General features: G+C 63.6%; 17 protein-coding genes. 12 read left to right on the top strand and 5 right to left on the bottom strand.

What is annotated here, in order from left to right; genetic code table 11:
- Window positions 1-25: 25 nt before the first annotated feature.
- Entirely contained in the window at window positions 26-214 is a 189-nt protein-coding gene (locus tag CAY82_RS25620) for a hypothetical protein (protein ID WP_140399062.1), read from the bottom strand.
- A gap of 74 nt (window positions 215-288) precedes the next feature.
- On the opposite strand from CAY82_RS25620, the gene putP reads away from it, so the two are divergent.
- The 9 genes from putP (at window position 289) to CAY82_RS01365 (ending at window position 11,171) form a co-directional block, all read left to right on the top strand.
- Window positions 289-1,767 carry a sodium/proline symporter PutP gene (putP, locus tag CAY82_RS01405; RefSeq protein WP_087499623.1) on the top strand — a complete coding sequence of 493 codons (1,479 nt, stop codon included), beginning with the start codon at window positions 289-291 and terminating at the stop codon, window positions 1,765-1,767.
- A 184-nt stretch (window positions 1,768-1,951) separates the two neighbouring features.
- Window positions 1,952-2,788, top strand: a complete 837-nt coding sequence (locus CAY82_RS01400) for a 23S rRNA (adenine(2030)-N(6))-methyltransferase RlmJ (RefSeq protein WP_087499622.1) — start codon at window positions 1,952-1,954, stop codon at window positions 2,786-2,788.
- A gap of 241 nt (window positions 2,789-3,029) precedes the next feature.
- Window positions 3,030-4,787 carry a carbamoyltransferase gene (locus tag CAY82_RS01395; RefSeq protein ID WP_087499621.1) on the top strand — a complete coding sequence of 586 codons (1,758 nt, stop codon included), beginning with the start codon at window positions 3,030-3,032 and terminating at the stop codon, window positions 4,785-4,787.
- Window positions 4,771-5,901, top strand: coding sequence for a glycosyltransferase (locus CAY82_RS01390; RefSeq protein ID WP_087499620.1), 1,131 nt, complete (start codon window positions 4,771-4,773; stop codon window positions 5,899-5,901). Before CAY82_RS01395 ends, CAY82_RS01390 begins: the two co-directional genes overlap by 17 nt.
- Window positions 5,901-6,797 (top strand): antimicrobial resistance protein Mig-14, encoded by an 897-nt coding sequence (locus CAY82_RS01385; RefSeq protein WP_087499619.1) that lies wholly within the window; start codon window positions 5,901-5,903, stop codon window positions 6,795-6,797. The genes CAY82_RS01390 and CAY82_RS01385 overlap by 1 nt, the downstream gene beginning before the upstream one ends.
- Complete coding sequence (locus tag CAY82_RS01380; RefSeq protein WP_087499618.1) at window positions 6,794-8,197, top strand: PIG-L deacetylase family protein; 1,404 nt, start codon at window positions 6,794-6,796, stop codon at window positions 8,195-8,197. Before CAY82_RS01385 ends, CAY82_RS01380 begins: the two co-directional genes overlap by 4 nt.
- Before the next feature lie 48 nt (window positions 8,198-8,245).
- Window positions 8,246-9,202, top strand: coding sequence for a glycosyltransferase (locus CAY82_RS01375; protein WP_087499617.1), 957 nt, complete (start codon window positions 8,246-8,248; stop codon window positions 9,200-9,202).
- Between the two features lie 66 nt (window positions 9,203-9,268).
- The gene (locus tag CAY82_RS01370; RefSeq protein ID WP_087499616.1) at window positions 9,269-10,042 is read left to right on the top strand and encodes a glycosyltransferase family 2 protein; all 774 of its coding nucleotides are present in this window, start codon (window positions 9,269-9,271) and stop codon (window positions 10,040-10,042) included.
- A 37-nt stretch (window positions 10,043-10,079) separates the two neighbouring features.
- Window positions 10,080-11,171, top strand: coding sequence for a glycosyltransferase (locus CAY82_RS01365; protein WP_087499615.1), 1,092 nt, complete (start codon window positions 10,080-10,082; stop codon window positions 11,169-11,171).
- 3 nt (window positions 11,172-11,174) lie between these two features.
- Here the strand turns inward: CAY82_RS01365 and CAY82_RS01360 are convergent, their stop codons facing one another.
- On the bottom strand, window positions 11,175-11,780 hold the full coding sequence (locus CAY82_RS01360) for a toluene tolerance protein (protein WP_087499614.1): 606 nt from the start codon (window positions 11,778-11,780) through the stop codon (window positions 11,175-11,177).
- A 100-nt stretch (window positions 11,781-11,880) separates the two neighbouring features.
- Between CAY82_RS01360 and CAY82_RS01355 the strand changes: the two genes are divergently transcribed.
- From CAY82_RS01355 to hldE, 3 genes are all read left to right on the top strand, one after another.
- Window positions 11,881-13,056 carry an O-antigen ligase gene (locus CAY82_RS01355; protein WP_087499613.1) on the top strand — a complete coding sequence of 392 codons (1,176 nt, stop codon included), beginning with the start codon at window positions 11,881-11,883 and terminating at the stop codon, window positions 13,054-13,056.
- Between the two features lie 15 nt (window positions 13,057-13,071).
- Window positions 13,072-14,880 (top strand): lipid A export permease/ATP-binding protein MsbA, encoded by a 1,809-nt coding sequence (gene msbA, locus CAY82_RS01350; RefSeq protein ID WP_087499612.1) that lies wholly within the window; start codon window positions 13,072-13,074, stop codon window positions 14,878-14,880.
- 130 nt (window positions 14,881-15,010) lie between these two features.
- Window positions 15,011-16,432, top strand: a complete 1,422-nt coding sequence (hldE, locus tag CAY82_RS01345) for a bifunctional D-glycero-beta-D-manno-heptose-7-phosphate kinase/D-glycero-beta-D-manno-heptose 1-phosphate adenylyltransferase HldE (protein ID WP_087499611.1) — start codon at window positions 15,011-15,013, stop codon at window positions 16,430-16,432.
- Window positions 16,433-16,575: 143 nt separating this feature from the next.
- On the opposite strand, the gene CAY82_RS01340 is transcribed toward hldE, so the two are convergent.
- Genes CAY82_RS01340 through CAY82_RS01330 form a run of 3 tightly spaced genes read right to left on the bottom strand, consistent with a single transcriptional unit; the run spans window position 16,576 to window position 19,581 of the window.
- Window positions 16,576-17,544, bottom strand: a complete 969-nt coding sequence (locus tag CAY82_RS01340; RefSeq protein ID WP_087499610.1) for a metal ABC transporter ATPase — start codon at window positions 17,542-17,544, stop codon at window positions 16,576-16,578.
- Window positions 17,545-17,596: 52 nt separating this feature from the next.
- The gene (locus tag CAY82_RS01335; RefSeq protein ID WP_087499609.1) at window positions 17,597-18,409 is read right to left on the bottom strand and encodes an aldo/keto reductase; all 813 of its coding nucleotides are present in this window, start codon (window positions 18,407-18,409) and stop codon (window positions 17,597-17,599) included.
- The gene (locus tag CAY82_RS01330; RefSeq protein ID WP_087499608.1) at window positions 18,406-19,581 is read right to left on the bottom strand and encodes an FAD-binding oxidoreductase; all 1,176 of its coding nucleotides are present in this window, start codon (window positions 19,579-19,581) and stop codon (window positions 18,406-18,408) included. Before CAY82_RS01330 ends, CAY82_RS01335 begins: the two co-directional genes overlap by 4 nt.
- Window positions 19,582-19,757: the final 176 nt, after the last annotated feature.

Genomic DNA, 19,757 nt, shown 5'->3' with positions numbered 1-19,757 from the left:
TGCAACCAGGTGCAACCCGAATTTTTCATGGAAAAGGTGCAACTCGTCCGACAGCCATTTTCACATCCTGAAAAGGGGTGTTTTCGGTGCGTTTTATTCTGAAAAGCGGACGCATTGCTCCAAAAAGGAGCAAAAAAACCGCTTTATCGGAAAAGGCGCGAGCAGGTGCAACTTGCAAATGAAAAATGGTTGCACCCGCTTTGCGTTGTTGCATAGGATGCGCCGCCTGGGTGCAACCGTCGTGAAGAGGGTTGTGCATGACATAAAAACAAACGCCAGGGCACAAGCATGGGCAATCCACTAACGATCACTTTCGTGGTCTATATCGCGGCAATGGTGCTGATCGGCTTCGCCGCCTATCGCTCCACCAAAAACCTTTCCGACTACATCCTCGGCGGTCGCAGCCTGGGTAGCGTGGTTACCGCGCTTTCCGCCGGCGCTTCCGACATGAGCGGCTGGCTGCTGATGGGCCTGCCGGGCGCCATCTACTTCGCCGGCTTGTCCGAAGCCTGGATTGCCATCGGCCTGACCGTCGGCGCCTACCTGAACTGGTTGTTCGTCGCTGGCCGTCTGCGCGTGCAGACCGAGCACAACGGCGATGCGCTGACCCTGCCGGACTACTTCTCCAGCCGCTTCGAAGACAACAGCGGCGTGCTGCGGATCATCTCGGCCATCGTGATCCTGGTGTTCTTCACCATCTACTGCGCTTCCGGCATCGTTGCCGGTGCTCGCCTGTTCGAGAGCACCTTCGGCATGTCGTACGAAACCGCCCTGTGGGCCGGCGCCGCAGCGACCATCGCCTACACCTTCGTCGGTGGCTTCCTGGCGGTGAGCTGGACCGATACCGTACAGGCTTCGCTGATGATCTTCGCGCTGATCCTCACCCCGGTGATCGTGCTGATCTCCACTGGCGGTTTCGATACCACCTTCGCTGCCATCGAGGCGGTGAATCCAGCCAGCTTCGACATGCTCAAGGGCGCCTCCTTCATCGGCATCATCTCGCTGATGGGTTGGGGGCTGGGCTACTTTGGCCAGCCGCACATCCTGGCGCGTTTCATGGCTGCCGACTCGGTGAAGTCGATCGCCAACGCTCGTCGTATTTCCATGACCTGGATGATCCTGTGCCTGGTCGGTACCTGCGCCGTGGGCTTCTTCGGTATCGCCTACTTCTCGGCACACCCTGAGCTGGCGGGCCCGGTCACCGAGAACCACGAGCGTGTGTTCATCGAGCTGGCCAAGATCCTGTTCAACCCGTGGATCGCCGGCGTGCTGCTGTCGGCCATCCTGGCGGCGGTGATGAGTACCTTGAGCTGCCAGCTGCTGGTGTGCTCCAGCGCCCTGACCGAAGACTTCTACAAGTCCTTCCTGCGCAAGAACGCTTCGCAGGTCGAGCTGGTGTGGGTCGGCCGCCTGATGGTGCTGGCCGTGGCCCTGATCGCCATCGCCATGGCTGCCAACCCGGAAAACCGCGTGCTGGGCCTGGTGGCTTACGCCTGGGCCGGCTTCGGTGCTGCTTTCGGTCCGGTGGTACTGATTTCGGTGCTGTGGAAGGGCATGACCCGTAACGGTGCGCTGGCCGGTATCGTGGTGGGTGCGCTGACCGTGATCCTGTGGAAAAATTTCGACACCCTCGGGCTGTACGAAATCATTCCGGGCTTCCTGTTCGCCAGCATCGCCATCATCGTGGTGAGCAAGCTGGGCAGCCCGTCGCAGGCAATGGTCAAGCGCTTCGAGACTGCTGATGCTGCGTATCACGCTGACAAGTAATACCCGTTGAGTCGGCGGCGCCTGCTTCGCGGGTGAACCCGCTCCCACAGGAATTGCACAGATCTCAAATTCTGTGAGGTGCCTGTGGGAGCGGGTTTGCCGCGAAGAAGCCGCCGCCGATCAGCAGCCAGGCCTGACTCCGCCTGCAAGGCAAGGTAAACTTGCCACCCCCGCAGGAGTTGCCATGAACTATCGTCACGCCTTCCATGCCGGCAACCACGCCGACGTCCTCAAACACATCGTGCTGACCCGCCTCATCGCCCTGATGTCGCGCAAGGAGCAGCCGTTCGCCTACATCGATACCCACGCAGGGCTCGGTCTGTACGACCTGCAGGGCGACCAGGCAACCCGCACCGGCGAGTACCTGGAAGGTGTCGCCCGCCTGTGGAATCGCGATGACCTGCCGGCCATGGCCGACGACTATCTACGTATCATCAAGCGCTTGAACGCCGACGGCGAGCTGCGCTATTACCCCGGTTCGCCCGAGCTGGCTCGCCGCCTGATGCGCCAGCAGGACCGCGCCCTGCTCAACGAGAAGCATCCCGAAGACGGGCCGCTGCTCAAGGAGAACATGAAGAAAGACCCGCGCGTGGTCGTGCACCTTGGTGAAGGCTGGCATGTGCCGCGGGCCTTGCTGCCCGTGCAGGAAAAGCGCGCGATCATGCTGATCGATCCGCCGTTCGAGCAGGCTGACGAACTCAAGCGCTGCACCACCGCCATGAAAGAGGCGATCGGCCGCATGCGCCAGACCGTCGTGGCCATCTGGTACCCGATCAAGGACCAGCGCTCGCTGACCCGCTTCTACCAGGACCTGACCAGCACCGGCGCGCCGAAGCTGCTGCGGGTCGAGCTGTATGTGCACCACCAGGACAGCCCGCAGGGGCTCAATGGCTCCGGCCTGGCCATCGCCAATCCGCCGTGGGGGCTGGAGGAAGAGCTCAAGGAGCTGCTGCCATGGCTGGCCAAGGAACTGGCGCAGACGGCAGGTAGCTACCGCATGGATTGGCTGATCGCCGAGTAAGCCGCACTACTGTCTTGCGCAAAACTTTAAACCTTGTGCATCCCTGTAGGAGCAGCCCTGTGCTGCGAAGAGGCCGGAACAGGCTATGCATTTGCATGGTCCATGAGGTCCTCTTCGCAGCACAAGGCTGCTCCCACAACGACCGCGCAGTTCCTGATGTTTGCGTTATAATCCCGCCCTTTAGCCGCCACCCGCCCAAGAGGCCGCTGGCGCATTTTTACCGAATGAAGAGGCTAATCCCTTGGCATTGACGATTCTTGGCCTGTCCGGCGCCCTTAGCCATGACCCTTCCGCGGCCTTGTACATTGACGGCAAGCTGATTGCCGCCGCCGAAGAAGAGCGCTTCGTGCGTGACAAGCATGCGAAGAACCGCATGCCCTACGAGTCGGCGAAGTTCTGCCTGGAACAGGCAGGCATCAAGCCATCCGACGTTGACGTGGTAGCCATCCCGTTCGCCCCGATCAGCCTGTTCGGCAAGGCGCGCTGGCACTATGCCAAGCGCTACTGGTACGCCCCGGACCGCGCCCTCGACGCCATCCTGATGGGCAACCGTCGCTACAAGCGCTACCGCAAGAAGATCGTCTGGTGCCTGGAACAACTGGGCTTCGACCCGAAAAAGGTCAAGATCGAGCCGGTCGAGCACCACCTGGCCCACGCCTCCAGTGCCTACCACTGCTCGGGCTTCAAGGAAAAAACCGCAATCCTCGGCATCGACGGTAAAGGCGAATACGCCACCACCTTCTTTGGCTACGGCGAAAACGGCAAGATCCACAAGATCAAGGAATTCTTCGACCCGGACTCGCTGGGCGGCCTGTACGGTGCAATCACCGAGTTCCTCGGCTTCGAGATGCTCGACGGCGAGTTCAAGGTCATGGGCATGGCGCCGTATGGCGACGCCAGCAAGTACGACTTCTCGCGCCTGGCCAGCTTCGAAAACGGCGAACTGGTGATCAACACCGAATACGCCAACGTCATCGGCCTGCGCCGCTATAAAGAGAAGGGTAAGGGCTTCTACTTCTCGCCTAAGCTGATCGAATGGCTGGGCCCCAAGCGCGAAGGCGACATCGCCGACGAGCCGTACATCCATTACGCGGCCAGCATGCAGGCGCTGTTCGAGAAAATCGCCCTGCAGATGATCGACTACTATCTGGGCGACACCCTGCGTGAAACCGGCAAGCTGGCCTTTGCCGGCGGTTGCGCGCTGAACGTCAAGCTCAACCAGAAGATCATCGCCCGCCCAGACCTGAAAGAGCTGTTCGTGCAGCCGGCTTCTGGTGACGCGGGTACCGCCGTGGGTGCTGCCGCCTACGTTTCCCACGCCCGTGGCGTGCCGGTCGAGAAGATGGAACACGTCTACCTCGGCCCGTCGTACTCCAACGAAGACGTGATCGCTGCCTGCGCCCGTCACCCGAACGCGCCAAAGTGGCGCAAGCTCGACGATATGCCGCAGCGCATCGCCAAAATCATGGTCGACGGCAACCCGGTGGCCTGGTTCCAGGGCCGCATGGAATTCGGCCCCCGTGCCCTGGGCGGCCGTTCTATCATCGGTTGCCCGAGCGTGCCGGGCGTAGCCGACCGCATCAACGAGCAGATCAAGTTCCGCGAACGCTGGAGACCTTTCTGCCCGTCGATGCTCGACACCGTCGCCCCGCAAATGATCAAGGTGGACCACCCGGCGCCGTTCATGACCTTCACCTTCGAAGTGGCTGAAGAGTGGAAGACCCGCGTGCCGGAAGTGGTCCACGAGGATGGCACTTCGCGTGCCCAGGTGCTCAAGCGCGAGTACAACCCGCGCTATTACGACATGATGAAGGCACTGGAAGAGCTGACCGGCAACGGCGTGTCGCTGAACACCTCGCTGAACCGCCGTGGTGAACCGATGATCTGCTCGCCGACCGACGCCCTGAACATGTTCTTCGGCTCGGACCTGCAGTACCTGATCATGGAAGACATCCTGGTTGTGAAGGACGGCGCGGCCCCGTATGACCAGCCGCTCTGAACCGCGCATCCTGCAGTTCTGCCATGGCTATGACGGGCCGTTCCTCGACTGCGCCCGTCAGTACGCCAGCCTGTTCCAGGGGCGTGGCTACCAGGTCACCACGGTGTTCCTCACCGGCGCTGCCGATCCGCAGGTAGCGGCTGGCTGTGCGTCGGACGAGGTGCTGTTCCTGGAGTTCAGCTCCAGGGCCGTGCGCGGCCTGAAACTCGGCGCCATCCGCGCATTGCGGCGGATCGCGGCCGAGCGCAATTTCGCTTTCTGCATTGCCCATCGCTTCAAGCCGATCTACGTGGCGTTGCTGGGCACCGGCTTGCCGGTGATCGGCGTGCACCATGCTTTCGGTGACTACGAGCGCAAGGGGCGACGCATTTTCGCCAATCTGTTCAGCAAACGCCTGAGCCTGCTGGGGGTGTCGGACGCCGTGCGTGACGACATGCGCCGCTGTCTGCCGCAGTGGCCGGTAGAGCATATCCAGACCCTGTACAACCGCATCGACATCAACGCCCTGCAAGCAGCCCTGGTGCCTCGCGCCGATGCCCGCCAGGCCCTGGGCCTGGATGCGCAGGCGTGGATTGTCGGCAATGTCGGGCGCCTGCACCCGGACAAGGACCAGGCCACCCTGTTGCGTGGCTTTGCCGAAGCGCTGCCGGGGCTGCCGGCTGGCGCACGCCTGGCGATCCTCGGCAAGGGCCGTCTGGAAGCCAGGCTCAAGGCGCTGGCCGCCGAGCTGGGCATTGCCGGGCAGGTGGACTTCCTTGGCCAGGTGCCGGATGCACGCCGTTACTTCCAGGCGTTCGACGTGTTCGCCCTGAGCTCCGACCATGAGCCGTTCGGCATGGTCCTGCTCGAAGCCATGGTCGCTGGTGTACCGGTACTGGCCACGGCCTGTGGCGGTGCCCGCGAAGTGGTCGAGGGTGTTGGCGTGCTGTTCCCGCTGGGCGACGTCGGGCAGCTGGCCCAAGGCCTGAAGCACATGGCTGTGCTGGATGGGCAGCAGCGCCAGGCCTGTGCCGAGCACATGCTGCAGCGCCTGCATGAACGCTTCTCCGACCAGGCGGTGCGCGAGGCCTTCTGGCAACTGCCGCAGGTCCGTGCGCTGGTGGGGCAGGCCTGATGCTCAACCGTATCCAGGCCTTCCGCGAGCGCGGTTGGCAAATTATTGACGCCAAGGCCTACGCCGAAGCATGGGGCCGCTTTGGCGGCAGTGTCGCCACCCATCCGCTGGTGGTCGAGCAACTGGCGGACCTGGCGCAGATCCCGGTGCGTTACCTGGGCTGGCACCAGGCCGGCGAGCTGAAGGCCGCAATCCCCACCTGGGGGCGTCACCTTGCGCTGTCCAAGGACGTGCTCAAGCGTGCCGGCAAAAAAGCCCTGTTCGACCTGGGCAACGCCGAGATCATCCTGCCGGCTGCAGCCGATGCCGCCGCGCCATTGCGTCATGCCGCGCGCTACCTGTCCGAGCTGAATCAGGGCCGCTTCAGCGGCCTCAGGGCGCAGAAGGAACAGTTGGCCATGGCTCGCGCCCATGAAGACCTGTCGAAGAAGTTCCGCTACAACCAGCGCCGCGAGCTGCGCCTGCTGGAGGAGGCGGGCGGCATGGTGCGCCCGATCAGCGACTTCAGCGCCCAGGAAATCGCCAGCATGTACTGCGACCTGTTCCAGCGCCGCTGGGGCTTCCCGGCCACTGGTGCCGATCGCATGGCTGAGGTGCTGGAACGCCTGCGCGAGTTGCTGATCGGCTCGGTGCTGCTGCTGGACGACAAGCCGATTGCCATTCAGCTGGTATACCGTGTAGAAGCGCCGGAGTGGATCAGCGTCGAGTACATCAATGGCGGTGTCGACCCGGAAACCAAGGCCTTCAGCCCCGGCAGCGTGCTGAGTTTCCTCAATACCCAGGCCGCCTGGGAGGATGCCCGTGCGCGCAACAAGCCGCTACGGTTCTCGTTCGGCCGTGCCGACCGCGAGTACAAGGACCGCTGGTGCAACCCCGTACCGGTGTATCAGGCGTGAGTCGCAAACAGCAGTTGCTCAAGCGCCACCGGCGCAACAAGCGCCTGGGCCTGCTGGCGGGCCTGGTCGCGCTGGTGGCCATAGGTGTGTTCAGCTGGTGGTGGTTGCCACTGCTGCTGTTGCCGCTGCTGTGGGCTGCCCATGAAGCCTGGTTTGCCGACCACCTGTTCTACGCGCCAGGGGAGGACTACGCCTACGACTTCGGCGAGCAGACCCGGGAAGCACCTGCCAGCCTGAACGGCGGCCTGCTCAAGGCTGACTGCACATTGCAGGGCAACGAAACGCTGATCCTCGAGCTGCGGGTAAAAAGCAGCTGGCTGGGGCGCTTCCTCGACCCGCAGGTCGAGCTGGTGGCTGGCGAGCAGGCCGACTGGCAAACCTTCGAGCGCGGTGTCGATGGCGTGCGCTTCCTCAACTTGACCGGTCTCGCCGCACCTCTGCAGGCTGGCGCGTTGCGCCTGCGTGGCCGGCATTGCCGGCTGTCGGGCCAGCCGCGCTTGTGGATAACCCCGGCAGTGGAGCTGCAACGGCGCCGGGTGATGGTGATTGCGCCGCATGCCGACGATGCCGAGCTGGCCGCTTACGGCCTCTACAGCCAGGCCGACGAAACCTGGATAGTGACCCTGACCGCCGGTGAAATCGAGGCCGAGCACTATCAGCAGATGGGCCTGGCAAAGGCCGAGGCCGCGCGCCTGAAGGGCCGCCTGCGGGCCTGGGACAGTATCGCCGTGCCACGCTGGGCCGGTGTGCCGGAAGCACGCTGCGTGCAGTTGGGCTACTTCTGCCTGCAACTGCCTGTCATGCAGGCCGCGCCAGATCAGTCGGCCGCTTCCCGTGAGGCCGACCTCGCCGATATTCGCGTATTCCGCCAGTTCAACCCGTTCCCGCTGCCGGCCGACGGCGATGGTGCGCCAACCTGGCGCAACCTGCTGGCCGACCTGCGGGCCTTGCTGGAAATGGCCAGGCCAGAGGTGCTGGTGATGCCGCACCCGCAGCTCGACCCGCACCCTGACCACATCTGTGCCCAGGCAGCGGTGCTGGAAGCCTTGCAAGGCCTGGCCTGGCAGCCGCAAACCCTGCTGTGCTACGCCAACCACCTGCATGACAACGACCGCTGGCCGATGGGCGACAGTGGTGATGGCGTGGCCTTGCCGCCACAGCTGAGCGCTGCCCAGGCCTGGGCTCCTTGCAGCCTGGTGCTGGACCTGGCGACCCAGCGCGACAAGGCGATGGCCCTGGGCATGATGCACGACTTGCAGCCGCCGGCGCCGTTCAAGCGCCGCCTGCGCCGCTTGTTGCAGCGCTGGCTGGCCGGGCGGCGGCCGTCGCCTTACGGCGAGAATGAATTCTTCCGCAAGGCCGTGCGCCGACATGAACTGTTCTGGCGGCGTGAGCTGTAAGCACGCCCCATGGTTGACCGCGATGGCGCAGAGCGCCCAAGGAAAGCAATGAAAGTCCTATTTCTGGTGCAGAAGGAACAGCGGGCGATTCTCGATCGCCTGTACGATGGCGTCGCGGCCAACTGCGAGTGCGACCTGCGCTGGCTGACCAGCGAAGACCAGCGCAACCTGCGCCGTTATTTCAAGCGTGAAGTGCAGGTCGAGCGCTATGACCGCATTGTCTTCTTCCTGCGTTTCAAGCAGGAAATCCGCCAGGCGGCGTTCATCCGCACCGTGCCTAACCTGGTCATCCTCGAGCACGATGCCTACCAGAACTATATCCCCTGCAAGTACACCGGCAAGTTCAGCGCCCATTACCGCAAGCTGCCCTGGGCGCGGGTGATCAGCTCGGGCTACATGGTCAGCGAGCGCCTGCGCCAGGAAGGTTTCGACGCCGTTTTCGTGCCCAAGGGCTACGACGAACAGTTGCTTGCCGACCAAGGGCGTGAACGCGACATCGAACTGGCCTTCGTCGGCAGCACCAACAGCGTGGCCTACAGCGGCCGCAAGGCATTGCTGGACGAGCTGGGTCGGGTCGAGAACCTGGTGGTGACCCGTACCAAGTCGGGGGAAGACTACTGCAACACGCTCAACCGGATCCGCTTCTTCGTCAGTGCCGATGTCGGCATGGGCGAATACATGATCAAGAACTTCGAAGCCATGGCCTGTGGCTGTGTGTTGCTGGCGTATGACCAAGGCGAGGAAGAGAACCGCGCGCTGGGCCTGCAGGACATGCATAACGTGGTGTTCTATGACAGCATCCCGACCCTTCAGGAAAAGCTCCGCCGTTTGCGTGCGGACCCGGAACTGTCCCGGAAGATCGCAGAAAATGGCCGCCACCTGGCGGTTTCCCGTTTCAGTTTCGGGGCAGTTGGACGTAGCATCGTCGACCACATGCGCCCGGCGCTCAGGCCCCACCCGCCATTGTCTGCATGGCAGCGGCTGCGCCTGAAGCTGGGCATCTAACATAAGAACTTTCGCGCCTACGGAACGGGCGCTGAAAGTCGATAGTCGCAATGCGGAGGGAGTCCGGTGCGCTTTTCAAATGAGAGTGACGTCACGCTTGTCGTGACCAGTTGTGGGCGGTTCGATCTGCTAAAAGATACGCTTGAGAGTTTCGATCGCTACAATACTGCGCCCATTCGCGAAGTGTTCATCACCGAAGATTCCGGTGACGATGCCGTGCATGCCGCTGTGCCTGAGCACTGGAAACCGCACTGCAAGGTGTTCGTCAATCGGCCCAAACTGGGCCAGTTGCCGTCTATCGACCTGGCTTACAGCCACGTCAAGACGCCCTACATCTTTCACTGCGAGGACGACTGGCACTTCTATCGCCAGGGCTTCGTCGAAGACTCCCGGGCCATACTGGAGGTCAGCCCCGACCTGTTACAGGTCTGGCTACGCAGCCATGCCCACGACCTGGCCATCCACAGCCCTTACATCCACCTGGGCGATCGCCAGGTGATCGCGGGGGTGCCTTGCTACCCGCTGCTGTCCGACAAGGCCGAGTGGCAGGCGTTTTCGCTCAACCCCGGGCTGCGTCGTTTGAGCGATTACCAGCGTTGTGCACCATTTGCCGCCTATGCTGGAGAGAAGGCACTTTCCCGGCGCTACGCTGAGTTGAATCTGACAGCGGTCACCTTGGAGGGTGATGCAGTATTGCACACCGGGTTTGGTAATCACGTGACCTTGCCCATCGAAGTGGAGCGCAAGGCCAAACGTCGCAAACGTGATCGGATCAAGTTGGCATTGACGCTGGTGGCGGGTGCCGTGATTGGCATGGGAATCACCATTTTTGTTCAATGAAGTCGCTGCCCCACCTGGCATGAGCGGGAGAGGGCCCATGAACATCGTCAATATGATGTGGGCGGGTGGAACGCCGTACATGTCCATCCACAAGGTGCATCGGCAGGTGCTGTCGCACGCGGGCGCCGATGCCCGGATCAGTAACTGGCTGCTGCTGGGAAGCGGGCTCTGCTGTGGGCTTGGTTCGACCCGGGAGTGGCACATGCCGTCACGGGCGCTGAAAGGACGGCACTTCTGGCGCCTGTTGCGCCCATGGTTGCGCATGCGCTTGCGCAAGGCGCTGAACGAGGCCCAGGCTGAAGTCGTATTGCTCGACGGTGTTGGTGTGGCGCGGCTGGTGTTGCCGTTGTTGCAGCAGGTTCCGCAGGTGCGTGCCAAGGTGCTGTTCCACGGCAAGACGCGCCTGAGTACCAGCGATGTTCGCCTGCTGCGCATGTTCCCGGCCGAGCGGCTGAGCATTGCCGCCGTTTCGCAGACGCTTGCCGCGTCGCTCGAACACGACCTGGGCAGGCCGGTGCAGACCTTGCGCATGGCCCTTGATCCGCTGGCTTTCGCCGAGCCGTTGTTGAGCCGGGAAGCGGCCAGGCAGGCCCTGCAGTTGCCACAGGTAAACGGGGTGATGCTGGGCGCGGTCGGGCGGTTGGTGGAGAGCAAGGGCTTCGGGATGTTGATCGAAGCGTTTGCCAAAGCCAGTGCGCGCCAGCCGGACCTGCAATTGGCAATCATCGGCGAAGGCCCCCTGCGTGCGGTGCTGCAGGCCCGTATCGACGCGCTGGGCCTGGCCGGGCGTGTTCACCTGAGCGGTCACCGCGACGACCTGCAGCAGTTGTACCGGGCATTCGACTGGCTATTGGTGCCTTCGCGCTCCGAAGGCCTGGGGCTGGTGGTGCAGGAGGCGGTCATGGCCGACGTGCCGGTGGTGTGCAGCGACCTGCAGGTGTTTCGCGAGCAGTTGCAGGACACCGGTGGCTACCTGCCCGTTGCCAATGAAAATGCCTGGGCCGAGGCGATCGAGCGTTGCACGGCGCTCAGTGCCCCGGCGGTAGCCGCCCGGCAGCGCCTGGCGCTGGCCCCGGAGCAGGCCTGGCAGGCGTTCTGCAACGGCTCGCAGAGCCTGCTGCGAAGCTGATGCTCAGCGCGCCAGCAGGGCTGCCTCGAAGTTGGCAAGGGGGAACCGGTCGCCCAGGTTCTCCCGCTCGATATACCGCACCATGTGCTGCACATTGCGCCGAATCATGCGCGCCGATAGCGGCGGGCGCAGGAAACGCATGTCGGCCACGTCGATCAGGCCCAGGCGCTGCTCGGGGGTGACCACTACATTACCCAGGTGCAACGAGCGGAAGTACACGCCGCTGCGGTGCAGCTGGCGGATCAGCTCGATCAGGCGCGGCAGGTAGATATCCCAGCTGAAACCTTCATCGCGCGACATCTGCAGCAAAGTGCGCCCTGGCAACGGGCGGTACAGCACGGCGGTGCGGCCTGGCAGATCGAGCTTGTGCTGGCTGATCACTTCCAGAGTGGGGATGCCCAGTTTTGCCAGGCGCGCGGCGTTGTCGACGAAGCGCTGCGAGTACGGGCGCAGCAGTGCAGATGAAATCAGCCGCTTCCTGCGAAAAACCTTGAGGAAATTACCATCCGCGAGCAGGTAGACTTTGGCGCCATGGCTATCTGCCTCAAGCACCTGTGCGCCTTGTGTCAGCTGATCGAAGTCGACCTGGGGGAGCCGGGAGCATTGCATGAAAAGAGCCTTGTCGTCTGGCGAGCAAAATGACCGGCAATAATGCCGAAAATAATGCTGTTGCACCATGGATGGTGTCTTTGATTCATCGGGGGAAAGGATGTTGTATCAAAAAAACTGGGCGCGAGCCTGGTTGGGGTTTGGCCTGGTCTGGTTCCTGGCAGCGATTGCCCTGGCACCGAGCAACAAGATTTATCAGCAAGGCCTGGTGTTGTTCCTGTGGTTGCCGACACTGGTCCTGGCATGGTCTGCCAGGCACGTACTGATGCAGGCCTGGAGGCGTCAGCCGGCCTTGTGGGGGAGTGTGCTGTTGCTGCTGGCATGGAGCGGGCTCAGCCTGGTCTGGTCCGCCGCGCAAGACCCAGGGCGCGAAGCGAAGCGCCTGCTCTACATCCTGATGTTCCTGCTGGCGTTTCCGCTGCTGGCCCAGCTTGGCCTGGCCCGCATTCGTCAGCTGCTGCTGGCCGGTAGCGCCTTGCTTGCCGTTGCCGCGCTGGTCTCGGTCATCCATTTCTACGGCGTGCTGGGCATGCCTGTGCTGGCTCGCCTGGAGGGTATTGGTGAGATATCGCACCCCATCCTGGGCGCCTATGTCATCGGTTCGGCCGTGCTTTTCCTGCTTTACGAGCCGCCGCGGCAACGAGGCTTGCAGTTGTTGTGGCTGGCAGCATTGGCGTGCCTGGGGTTGTTTGCCATGCTCAGCCAGAGCCGTGGGGCAATCCTGGCCCTGGTGCTCACCGTGATCCTGGCGCCGCTGTGGTTCCGCGACCGTCACAGCCGGGTGTTTTCCCTCCTGGCGGCCATCGCCACCGGCCTGGCCTTCTATTTCGTGTACGACCTGATCTCCAAGCGCGGCTCGTCCTACCGGCCGGAAATTTTCCATGCCGTGGTCGACATGATCGCCGCGCATCCCTGGACCGGCCTGGGCCTGGGGGCTGCCTACGACGTGAGTGCAGTGGGCAAGCACTTCGACCATACCCACAACATGTTCACCCACGTCGCAGTGGAGATGGGCCTGCCCGGCATGCTGCTTTGGGTCATGGTGTGGCTGTACACCTTGGGCGAAATCATCCGCGCACGCAGTACGCTGTTCGGCAAGATCCTGCTCGGTTTCTGGGTGTACTCGACCCTGGCCATGCAGTTCGATGCCGCCAGCCTCACCGGTACGCCGCGTGCCGAATGGTTCATCAGCTGGCTACCCGTGGGCCTGGCCATGCTGCTTCCATGGGGGCGTGCCGAAAATGACGCCTGTGGTAAAATTTCCGGTTCAACCTGAACAGCGAGCTTGATAATGGCCGAAACACCGCGACCGGCGGAACACACCTCCAGCCTGAAGATCTACTTCCGGCTGCTGAGCTATGTGAAACCCTATGTCGGCATTTTCCTGCTGAGCATCATCGGTTTCGTGATCTTTGCCTCGACCCAGCCGATGCTGGCTGGCATCCTCAAGTATTTCGTCGATGGGCTGAGCAACCCCGAAGCGGTGTTGTTCCCCAACGTCCCCTATCTGCGCGACCTGCAACTGCTGCAGGCGGTGCCGCTGCTGATCATCCTGATCGCCGCGTGGCAGGGCCTGGGTTCGTTCCTTGGTAACTACTTCCTGGCCAAGGTTTCCCTGTGCCTGGTGCACGACCTGCGTGTGGAACTGTTCAACAAGCTGCTGGTGCTGCCTAACCGCTACTTCGACAACCACAACTCCGGGCACCTGATCTCGCGCATCACCTTTAACGTGACCATGGTCACCGGTGCCGCCACCGATGCGATCAAGGTGGTGATCCGCGAAGGCCTGACCGTGGTGTTCCTGTTTGGCTACCTGCTGTGGATGAACTGGCACCTGACCCTGGTGATGGTCGCCATCCTGCCGGTGATCGCGGTGATGGTCAGCGTCGCCAGCAAGAAATTCCGCAAGCAGAGCAAGAAGATCCAGGTGGCCATGGGCGACGTCACCCACGTCGCCTCGGAAACCATCCAGGGTTACCGCGTGGTGCGCAGCTTCGGCGGCGAGGCCTACGAGCAGCAGCGTTTCGGCAAGGCCAGCCAGAGCAACACCGACAAGCAGCTGCACATGACCAAAACCGGCTCGCTGTACACGCCGATGCTGCAACTGGTGATCTACACCGCCATGGCCGCGTTGATGTTCCTGGTACTGTTCCTGCGCGGTGATTCCACTGCCGGTGATCTGGTGGCTTACATCACCGCCGCCGGCTTGTTGCCCAAGCCGATTCGTCAGCTTTCGGAAGTCAGTTCGACCATCCAGAAAGGCCTGGCCGGTGCCGAGAGCATCTTCGAGCAACTGGACGAAGCACCTGAAGTGGACAGCGGCACCGTCGAGAAGGAGCGGGTGGAAGGGCGCCTGGAAGTGCGCAACCTGAGCTTCACCTACCCGGGTACCGAGCGTGAGGTGCTGAGCGATATCAGCTTCGTGGCCGAGCCGGGGCAGATGATTGCCCTGGTCGGCCGCTCCGGCAGCGGCAAGTCGACCCTGGCGGCGCTGATTCCGCGTTTCTATCACCACGATCAGGGGCAGATCCTGCTCGATGGCGTGGAGATCGAGAACTATCGCCTGCGCAACCTGCGTCGCCACGTTTCGCAGGTGACCCAACACGTCACCCTGTTCAACGACACCGTGGCCAACAACATCGCCTATGGCGACCTGGCCGGCGCCCCGCGCGCCGACATCGAAGCCGCTGCGGCAGATGCCTACGCCAAGGAGTTCGTCGACCGGCTGCCGAAAGGCTTCGATACCGAAGTGGGTGAAAACGGCGTGCTGCTTTCCGGTGGCCAGCGTCAGCGCCTGGCCATCGCCCGGGCACTGCTGAAGAACGCGCCGCTGCTGATCCTCGACGAAGCCACCTCGGCGCTGGATACCGAGTCCGAGCGGCATATCCAGGCTGCCTTGGACCATGTGATGCAAGGCCGTACCACGCTGGTGATCGCCCACCGCCTGTCGACCATCGAGAAGGCCGACCAGATCCTGGTCATGGACCAGGGCCGTCTGGTCGAGCGCGGCACTCATGCCGAGCTGCTCGCGGCCAATGGCCATTATGCCCGCCTGCATGCCATGGGCCTGGATGAGCCGGCCAAGGCCGATATCACCTGAACCCTCATTGATCGGGGCCATCGCGGCCCCGATTGTCACGGGAATTTTCCTGGGGTGATCTGGCCATAAAGCCGTCGTCTACCCTGTGCTAATATCCTGCCCCTGTTCATTATTTCCATATGGGTTGCCCATGAAGTTGTCCATGCCGCGTTTCGATCAAGCCCCGGTACTGGTGGTCGGCGATGTCATGCTCGACCGCTACTGGCATGGTGGTACTTCGCGTATCTCGCCTGAAGCGCCAGTCCCGGTGGTCAAGGTCGATCAGATCGAGGATCGCCCCGGCGGCGCGGCCAACGTTGCCCTGAACATTGCCGCCCTGGGCGCACCGGCTTCGCTGATTGGCGTCACCGGCCAGGACGAGGCCGCCGACAGCCTGGCCAACAGCCTGCAGGCTGCCGGCGTGCGCTCGGTGTTCCAGCGCATCGCGCACCAGCCGACTATCGTCAAGCTGCGGGTCATGAGCCGTCATCAGCAGTTGCTGCGCATCGATTTCGAAGAGCCGTTCGCCACCGACCCGCTGTCGCTGGGTGCCGAGATCGACAGCCTGCTTGAGGGCGTCAAGGTGCTGGTCCTGTCCGACTACGGCAAGGGCGCACTGAAAAACCACCAGAGCCTGATCCAGGCGGCCCGGGCCAAGGGCATTCCGGTGCTGGCCGACCCCAAGGGCAAGGATTTTTCCATCTACCGTGGCGCCAGCCTGATCACCCCCAACCTCAGCGAGTTCGAGACCATTGTCGGCCGTTGCGCCGATGAGGCCGAGCTGGTCGCCAAGGGCCTGCAGCTGCTGCAGGACCTGGACCTGGGTGCCTTGCTGGTGACCCGTGGCGAGCACGGCATGACCCTGCTGCGCAGCGGCCAGCCGGCGCTGCACCTGCCGGCGCGGGCGCGTGAAGTGTTCGACGTGACCGGTGCCGGTGATACCGTCATCTCCACCCTCGCCGCGGCCATCGCTGCCGGCGAGGACCTGCCCCACGCGGTGGCCTTGGCCAACCTGGCGGCGGGCATCGTGGTCGGCAAGCTGGGTACGGCTGCGATCAGCGCCCCCGAGCTGCGCCGGGCGATCCAGCGTGAGGAAGGCTCCGAGCGCGGCGTGCTGGGCCTGGAGCAACTGCTGCTGGCCATCGATGACGCACGGGCGCACAAAGAGAAGATTGTCTTCACCAACGGCTGCTTCGACATCCTGCATGCCGGGCATGTCACCTACCTGGAGCAGGCGCGGGCCCAGGGCGATCGCCTGATCGTCGCGGTCAACGACGATGCGTCGGTCAGCCGCTTGAAAGGGCCGGGCCGGCCGATCAACAGCGTTGACCGGCGCATGGCCGTACTGGCCGGGTTGGGGGCGGTAGACTGGGTGATCAGCTTCCCCGAGGGCACACCGGAAAACCTGCTGAGCCAGGTCAAGCCGGATGTGCTGGTCAAGGGGGGGGACTATGGCATCGACCAGGTGGTGGGCGCCGATATCGTCAAGGCCTATGGCGGTACCGTGAAGGTACTGGGGCTGGTCGAGAACAGCTCGACCACGGCGATCGTCGAGAAGATTCGCAAGAACTGAGCGAACCTCTGAGGCTGCCTCATTACCTGTAGGAGCAGCCTTGTGCTGCGAAGAGGCCGGTAGGGCAAAAGCATTTCTCTGCCCCTACCGGCCTCTTCGCAGCACAAGGCTGCTCCTACAGGGGCGGCGCAGGCCTCGGAATCTTACTTGTGCAGTGAAGTACGCGCCCGCTCCAGCAGTGCCCGCGCCTTGTCGCCAAACCGCTGCAGGTGCGATGCCCGCACCGGCCTGCTCTCCTCCAACCCCTGCTGCTTCAGCCAGTCCTTCCAGCGCACCCGCTCATCCTTCACCACCCAACCTTCCTGCCGGGCAAAGCTTTCGGCCAGGTACAGCCCGCGCGTGCTCGCCGGTACCAGCTCATCCCTCGTCAACGTATAGAGCTCAGCCAGTGGCTGGCCGTCCTTCAACGGCATCAGGTAAAGATCCGGCCGTTTGCGGTTGAGCCTTGCTATCAACTGGTCACCTTCCAGCCGCTCATCAACATGGAACAGGCTGAGCTTCTTGGCGTCCCGGGGTACCTGCAGGCGCATGTCATAGATCAGTTGCAGCGAGGCGGTGGGCAAGTGCACATAGGCCCGTGGCCGTTCCAGCAGCATCAGCTTGCCGCAGTGTACCGGGCGCGCGGCGCCGGACTCCGGGGCCAGCACGAAGTGCGGTGTTTCGCGGTAGTGCAGGGCGGCGGCGTAGGGGACGGGCAGCCAGGTGTCATTGAAGCGCCCGCCCAGCCAGCCTTCCGGGGTTTCCAGCAAGCATTCCTCGGCCACTTCCTGCACGGCCGTATGCAGCGGCAGGTTCAGCTCCTGCGCCGGCACATAGCCGGAAATCAGTTTCAGCACTACATCGCCACGGTCTTGCCGGCGCTGACGTACCAGCACCCAGTAATCGCGGTTCTGCCAATGCAGGGTCAGTCGCACCGACACGCCCAGGTTGGCCAGTTCGACTACGAACCGCTGCACGTCGGGCAACTGGATGGACTTGCGCCGCTGTTGGGTCTGAGCAAAGTTCAGGGGCATGCCGATGCTCTGGTAGATCAGCCCTTCGGGCGTGGCTTCGACATGCAGCGGCAGTGTCTTGAAGTTGCTCGGGTTCTTGCGGATCAGCGTTCGCGCCACGAGGCTCCTCCTTGCGTCGGGTCAGTCTCCAGGCCCTTGGGCCTGGAGCAACTCAATGCTGGCCCAGGATACGGGCGACGGTGGCCACGTTGTGGGCCAGGTGCAACGGATTGATGGTGCCGACGATAGCACTGCTGACGCCCGGGTGGGCGAACAGCAGTTCGAAGCTGGCTTGCACCGGGTCAACGCCCGGGGCCAGGCAGATATGCCCGCTGGCCAGGGCCTTCTTCACCAGGATGGCCTTGCCGTGTTCGGCAGCGTAGTCCAGTACCGGGCGTTCTGCCTGTTCGTTAAGGTTGTAGGTGACCATGGCGCAGTCGCCTTGCTCCAGTGCCTTCAGGCCGCCGGCGACGGTCTTGCCGGACAGGCCGAAGCCAAGGATCTTGCCCTCCTGCTTGAGCTCGGCCAGGGTCTGGTAGACCTCCTGCTGTTCGAGGATCGCCAGGTCGTTGCCGTCGGAATGCACCAGCACCATCTCGATGCGGTCGGTTTCCAGGCGCCGCAGGCTGCGCTCCACCGAGCGGCGGGTGTGGGCGGCGCTGAAATCGAAGTGCGATTGGCCATTATCGAATTCTTCGCCAACCTTGCTGACGATCACCCATTCATCGCGCTGGCCGCGCAGTAGCGGGCCCAGGCGTTCTTCACTGCGGCCGTAGGCCGGGGCGGTGTCGATCAGGTTGATGCCCAGCTCGCGGGCCTGGGCCAGCAGCAGGCGGGCGTCGTCATCGCCGGGGATGGTGAAGCCGGTGGGGTACTTAACGCCCTGGTCGCGGCCCAGCTTGACCGTGCCCAGGCCTAGCGGCGAAACCTTGAAACCGGTGCTGCCCAAGGGGCGATGGAAGTCGTGTAGGGTGGGCAGGCTCATGGCAGCAGTTGCTCCCAGGCCGGTACGCCCAGCGGTGGGCGTGGCAGGTCGGCCAGGTCGGCCTGCGCCTGTGGGCGGATGCCGTCTCGCTCCAGGTGGCTGATGACCCGGTCGCTGAAATCCGGTGCCAGGGCCAGCTTGGTAGGCCAGCCCACCAGCAGGCGTTGCTGGTCGGCGAGGAAGGCGTTGTCCGGGCGCACCAGTCCCGATTGCGCGGGTTCCGCACGGTTGACCCGCAGGGTGGCCCAGCGCACCTGGCTCTGGTCGACCCATGGCAGCAGGCTGGCGATTTCTTTCTGCGCCGCGGCGATTTGCGCTGCCGGCTCGCGGGCAACGCCATCGGCTTCGGCCAGGTCGCCGCCCAGGTACCAGACCCACTGGCCATCGGCGGCCGGGTGGGTGGTAACTGTCACCCGTGGCTTCGGGCCGCCGCCCAGGCAATGGGCGTAAAGCGGTTTCAGGTTGGCCCCCTTGGCCATGACCATGTGCAGTGGGCGTGTTTGCATGGCCGGCTGGTTCAGGCCCAGGGCATGCAGCAGGTCTTCGGTACCGGCGCCGGCACTGAGCACGATGCGCTGGGCGCGGATATCGCGCTCGTCCACGCGTAGGCCGACCAGCTCGTCGCCCTCGCGCAGCGGCTCGATGCGCTCACCGGCCAGCAGGCTGTCGCCTGCCAGTTCGGCCAGGTTGGCCAGCAGGCTGGGCACGTCGATGACCAGCTCGGCCAGGCGATAGACCTTGCCCTTGAAGGCGCGGTCTTGCAGCGCGGGTGGCAGTTGCTCGCCTTTCACCTGGTCGACCCGGCCGCGCACGGCCTTGCTGGCGAAGAAACTGGTGAGGTTGCCGGCCAGGGTGCCTGGCGACCACAGGTAGTGGGCGTCGGACAGCAGGCGGGTGCTGGTAAGGTCCAGCTCGCCGCTGCCGCTCAGCGCTTCGCGCCAGCGGCGCGGCATGTCGGCGATGGCTTCCGAAGCGCCGGTAAGGGCGCCGTGCAGGGCGTACTTGGTGCCGCCATGGATGATGCCCTGGGACTTGATAGTCTGCTCGCCGCCAAGGCTGGCGCGTTCCACCAGTACTGTTGAGTAGCCCAGGCGGCGCAGGCGGGCATTGAGCCAGAGGCCTGCGACCCCGGCGCCGACGATCAGCACGTCAGTGGAAATGGCGGATGGCATGGCGATACCTCGAAGACTGGGACAGCTGGCAAGTATACAGGGTCGCGCCTGCATGGGCTTTGCGATCCTTGGGGCTGCTGTGCAGCCCATCGCGACACAAGGCCGCTCCCACAGGTAGAGCACATGCTTTTGTGGGAGTGGCCTTGTGTCGCGAAAGGGCCGCAAAGCGGCCCCGG

It is taken from the genome of Pseudomonas sp. SID14000 (genome assembly GCF_002165135.1).
In the GTDB taxonomy this organism is placed as follows: domain Bacteria; phylum Pseudomonadota; class Gammaproteobacteria; order Pseudomonadales; family Pseudomonadaceae; genus Aquipseudomonas.
Note: the sequence above shows the minus strand (reverse complement) of the source record. Positions and strands in the feature narration are given on the sequence as shown.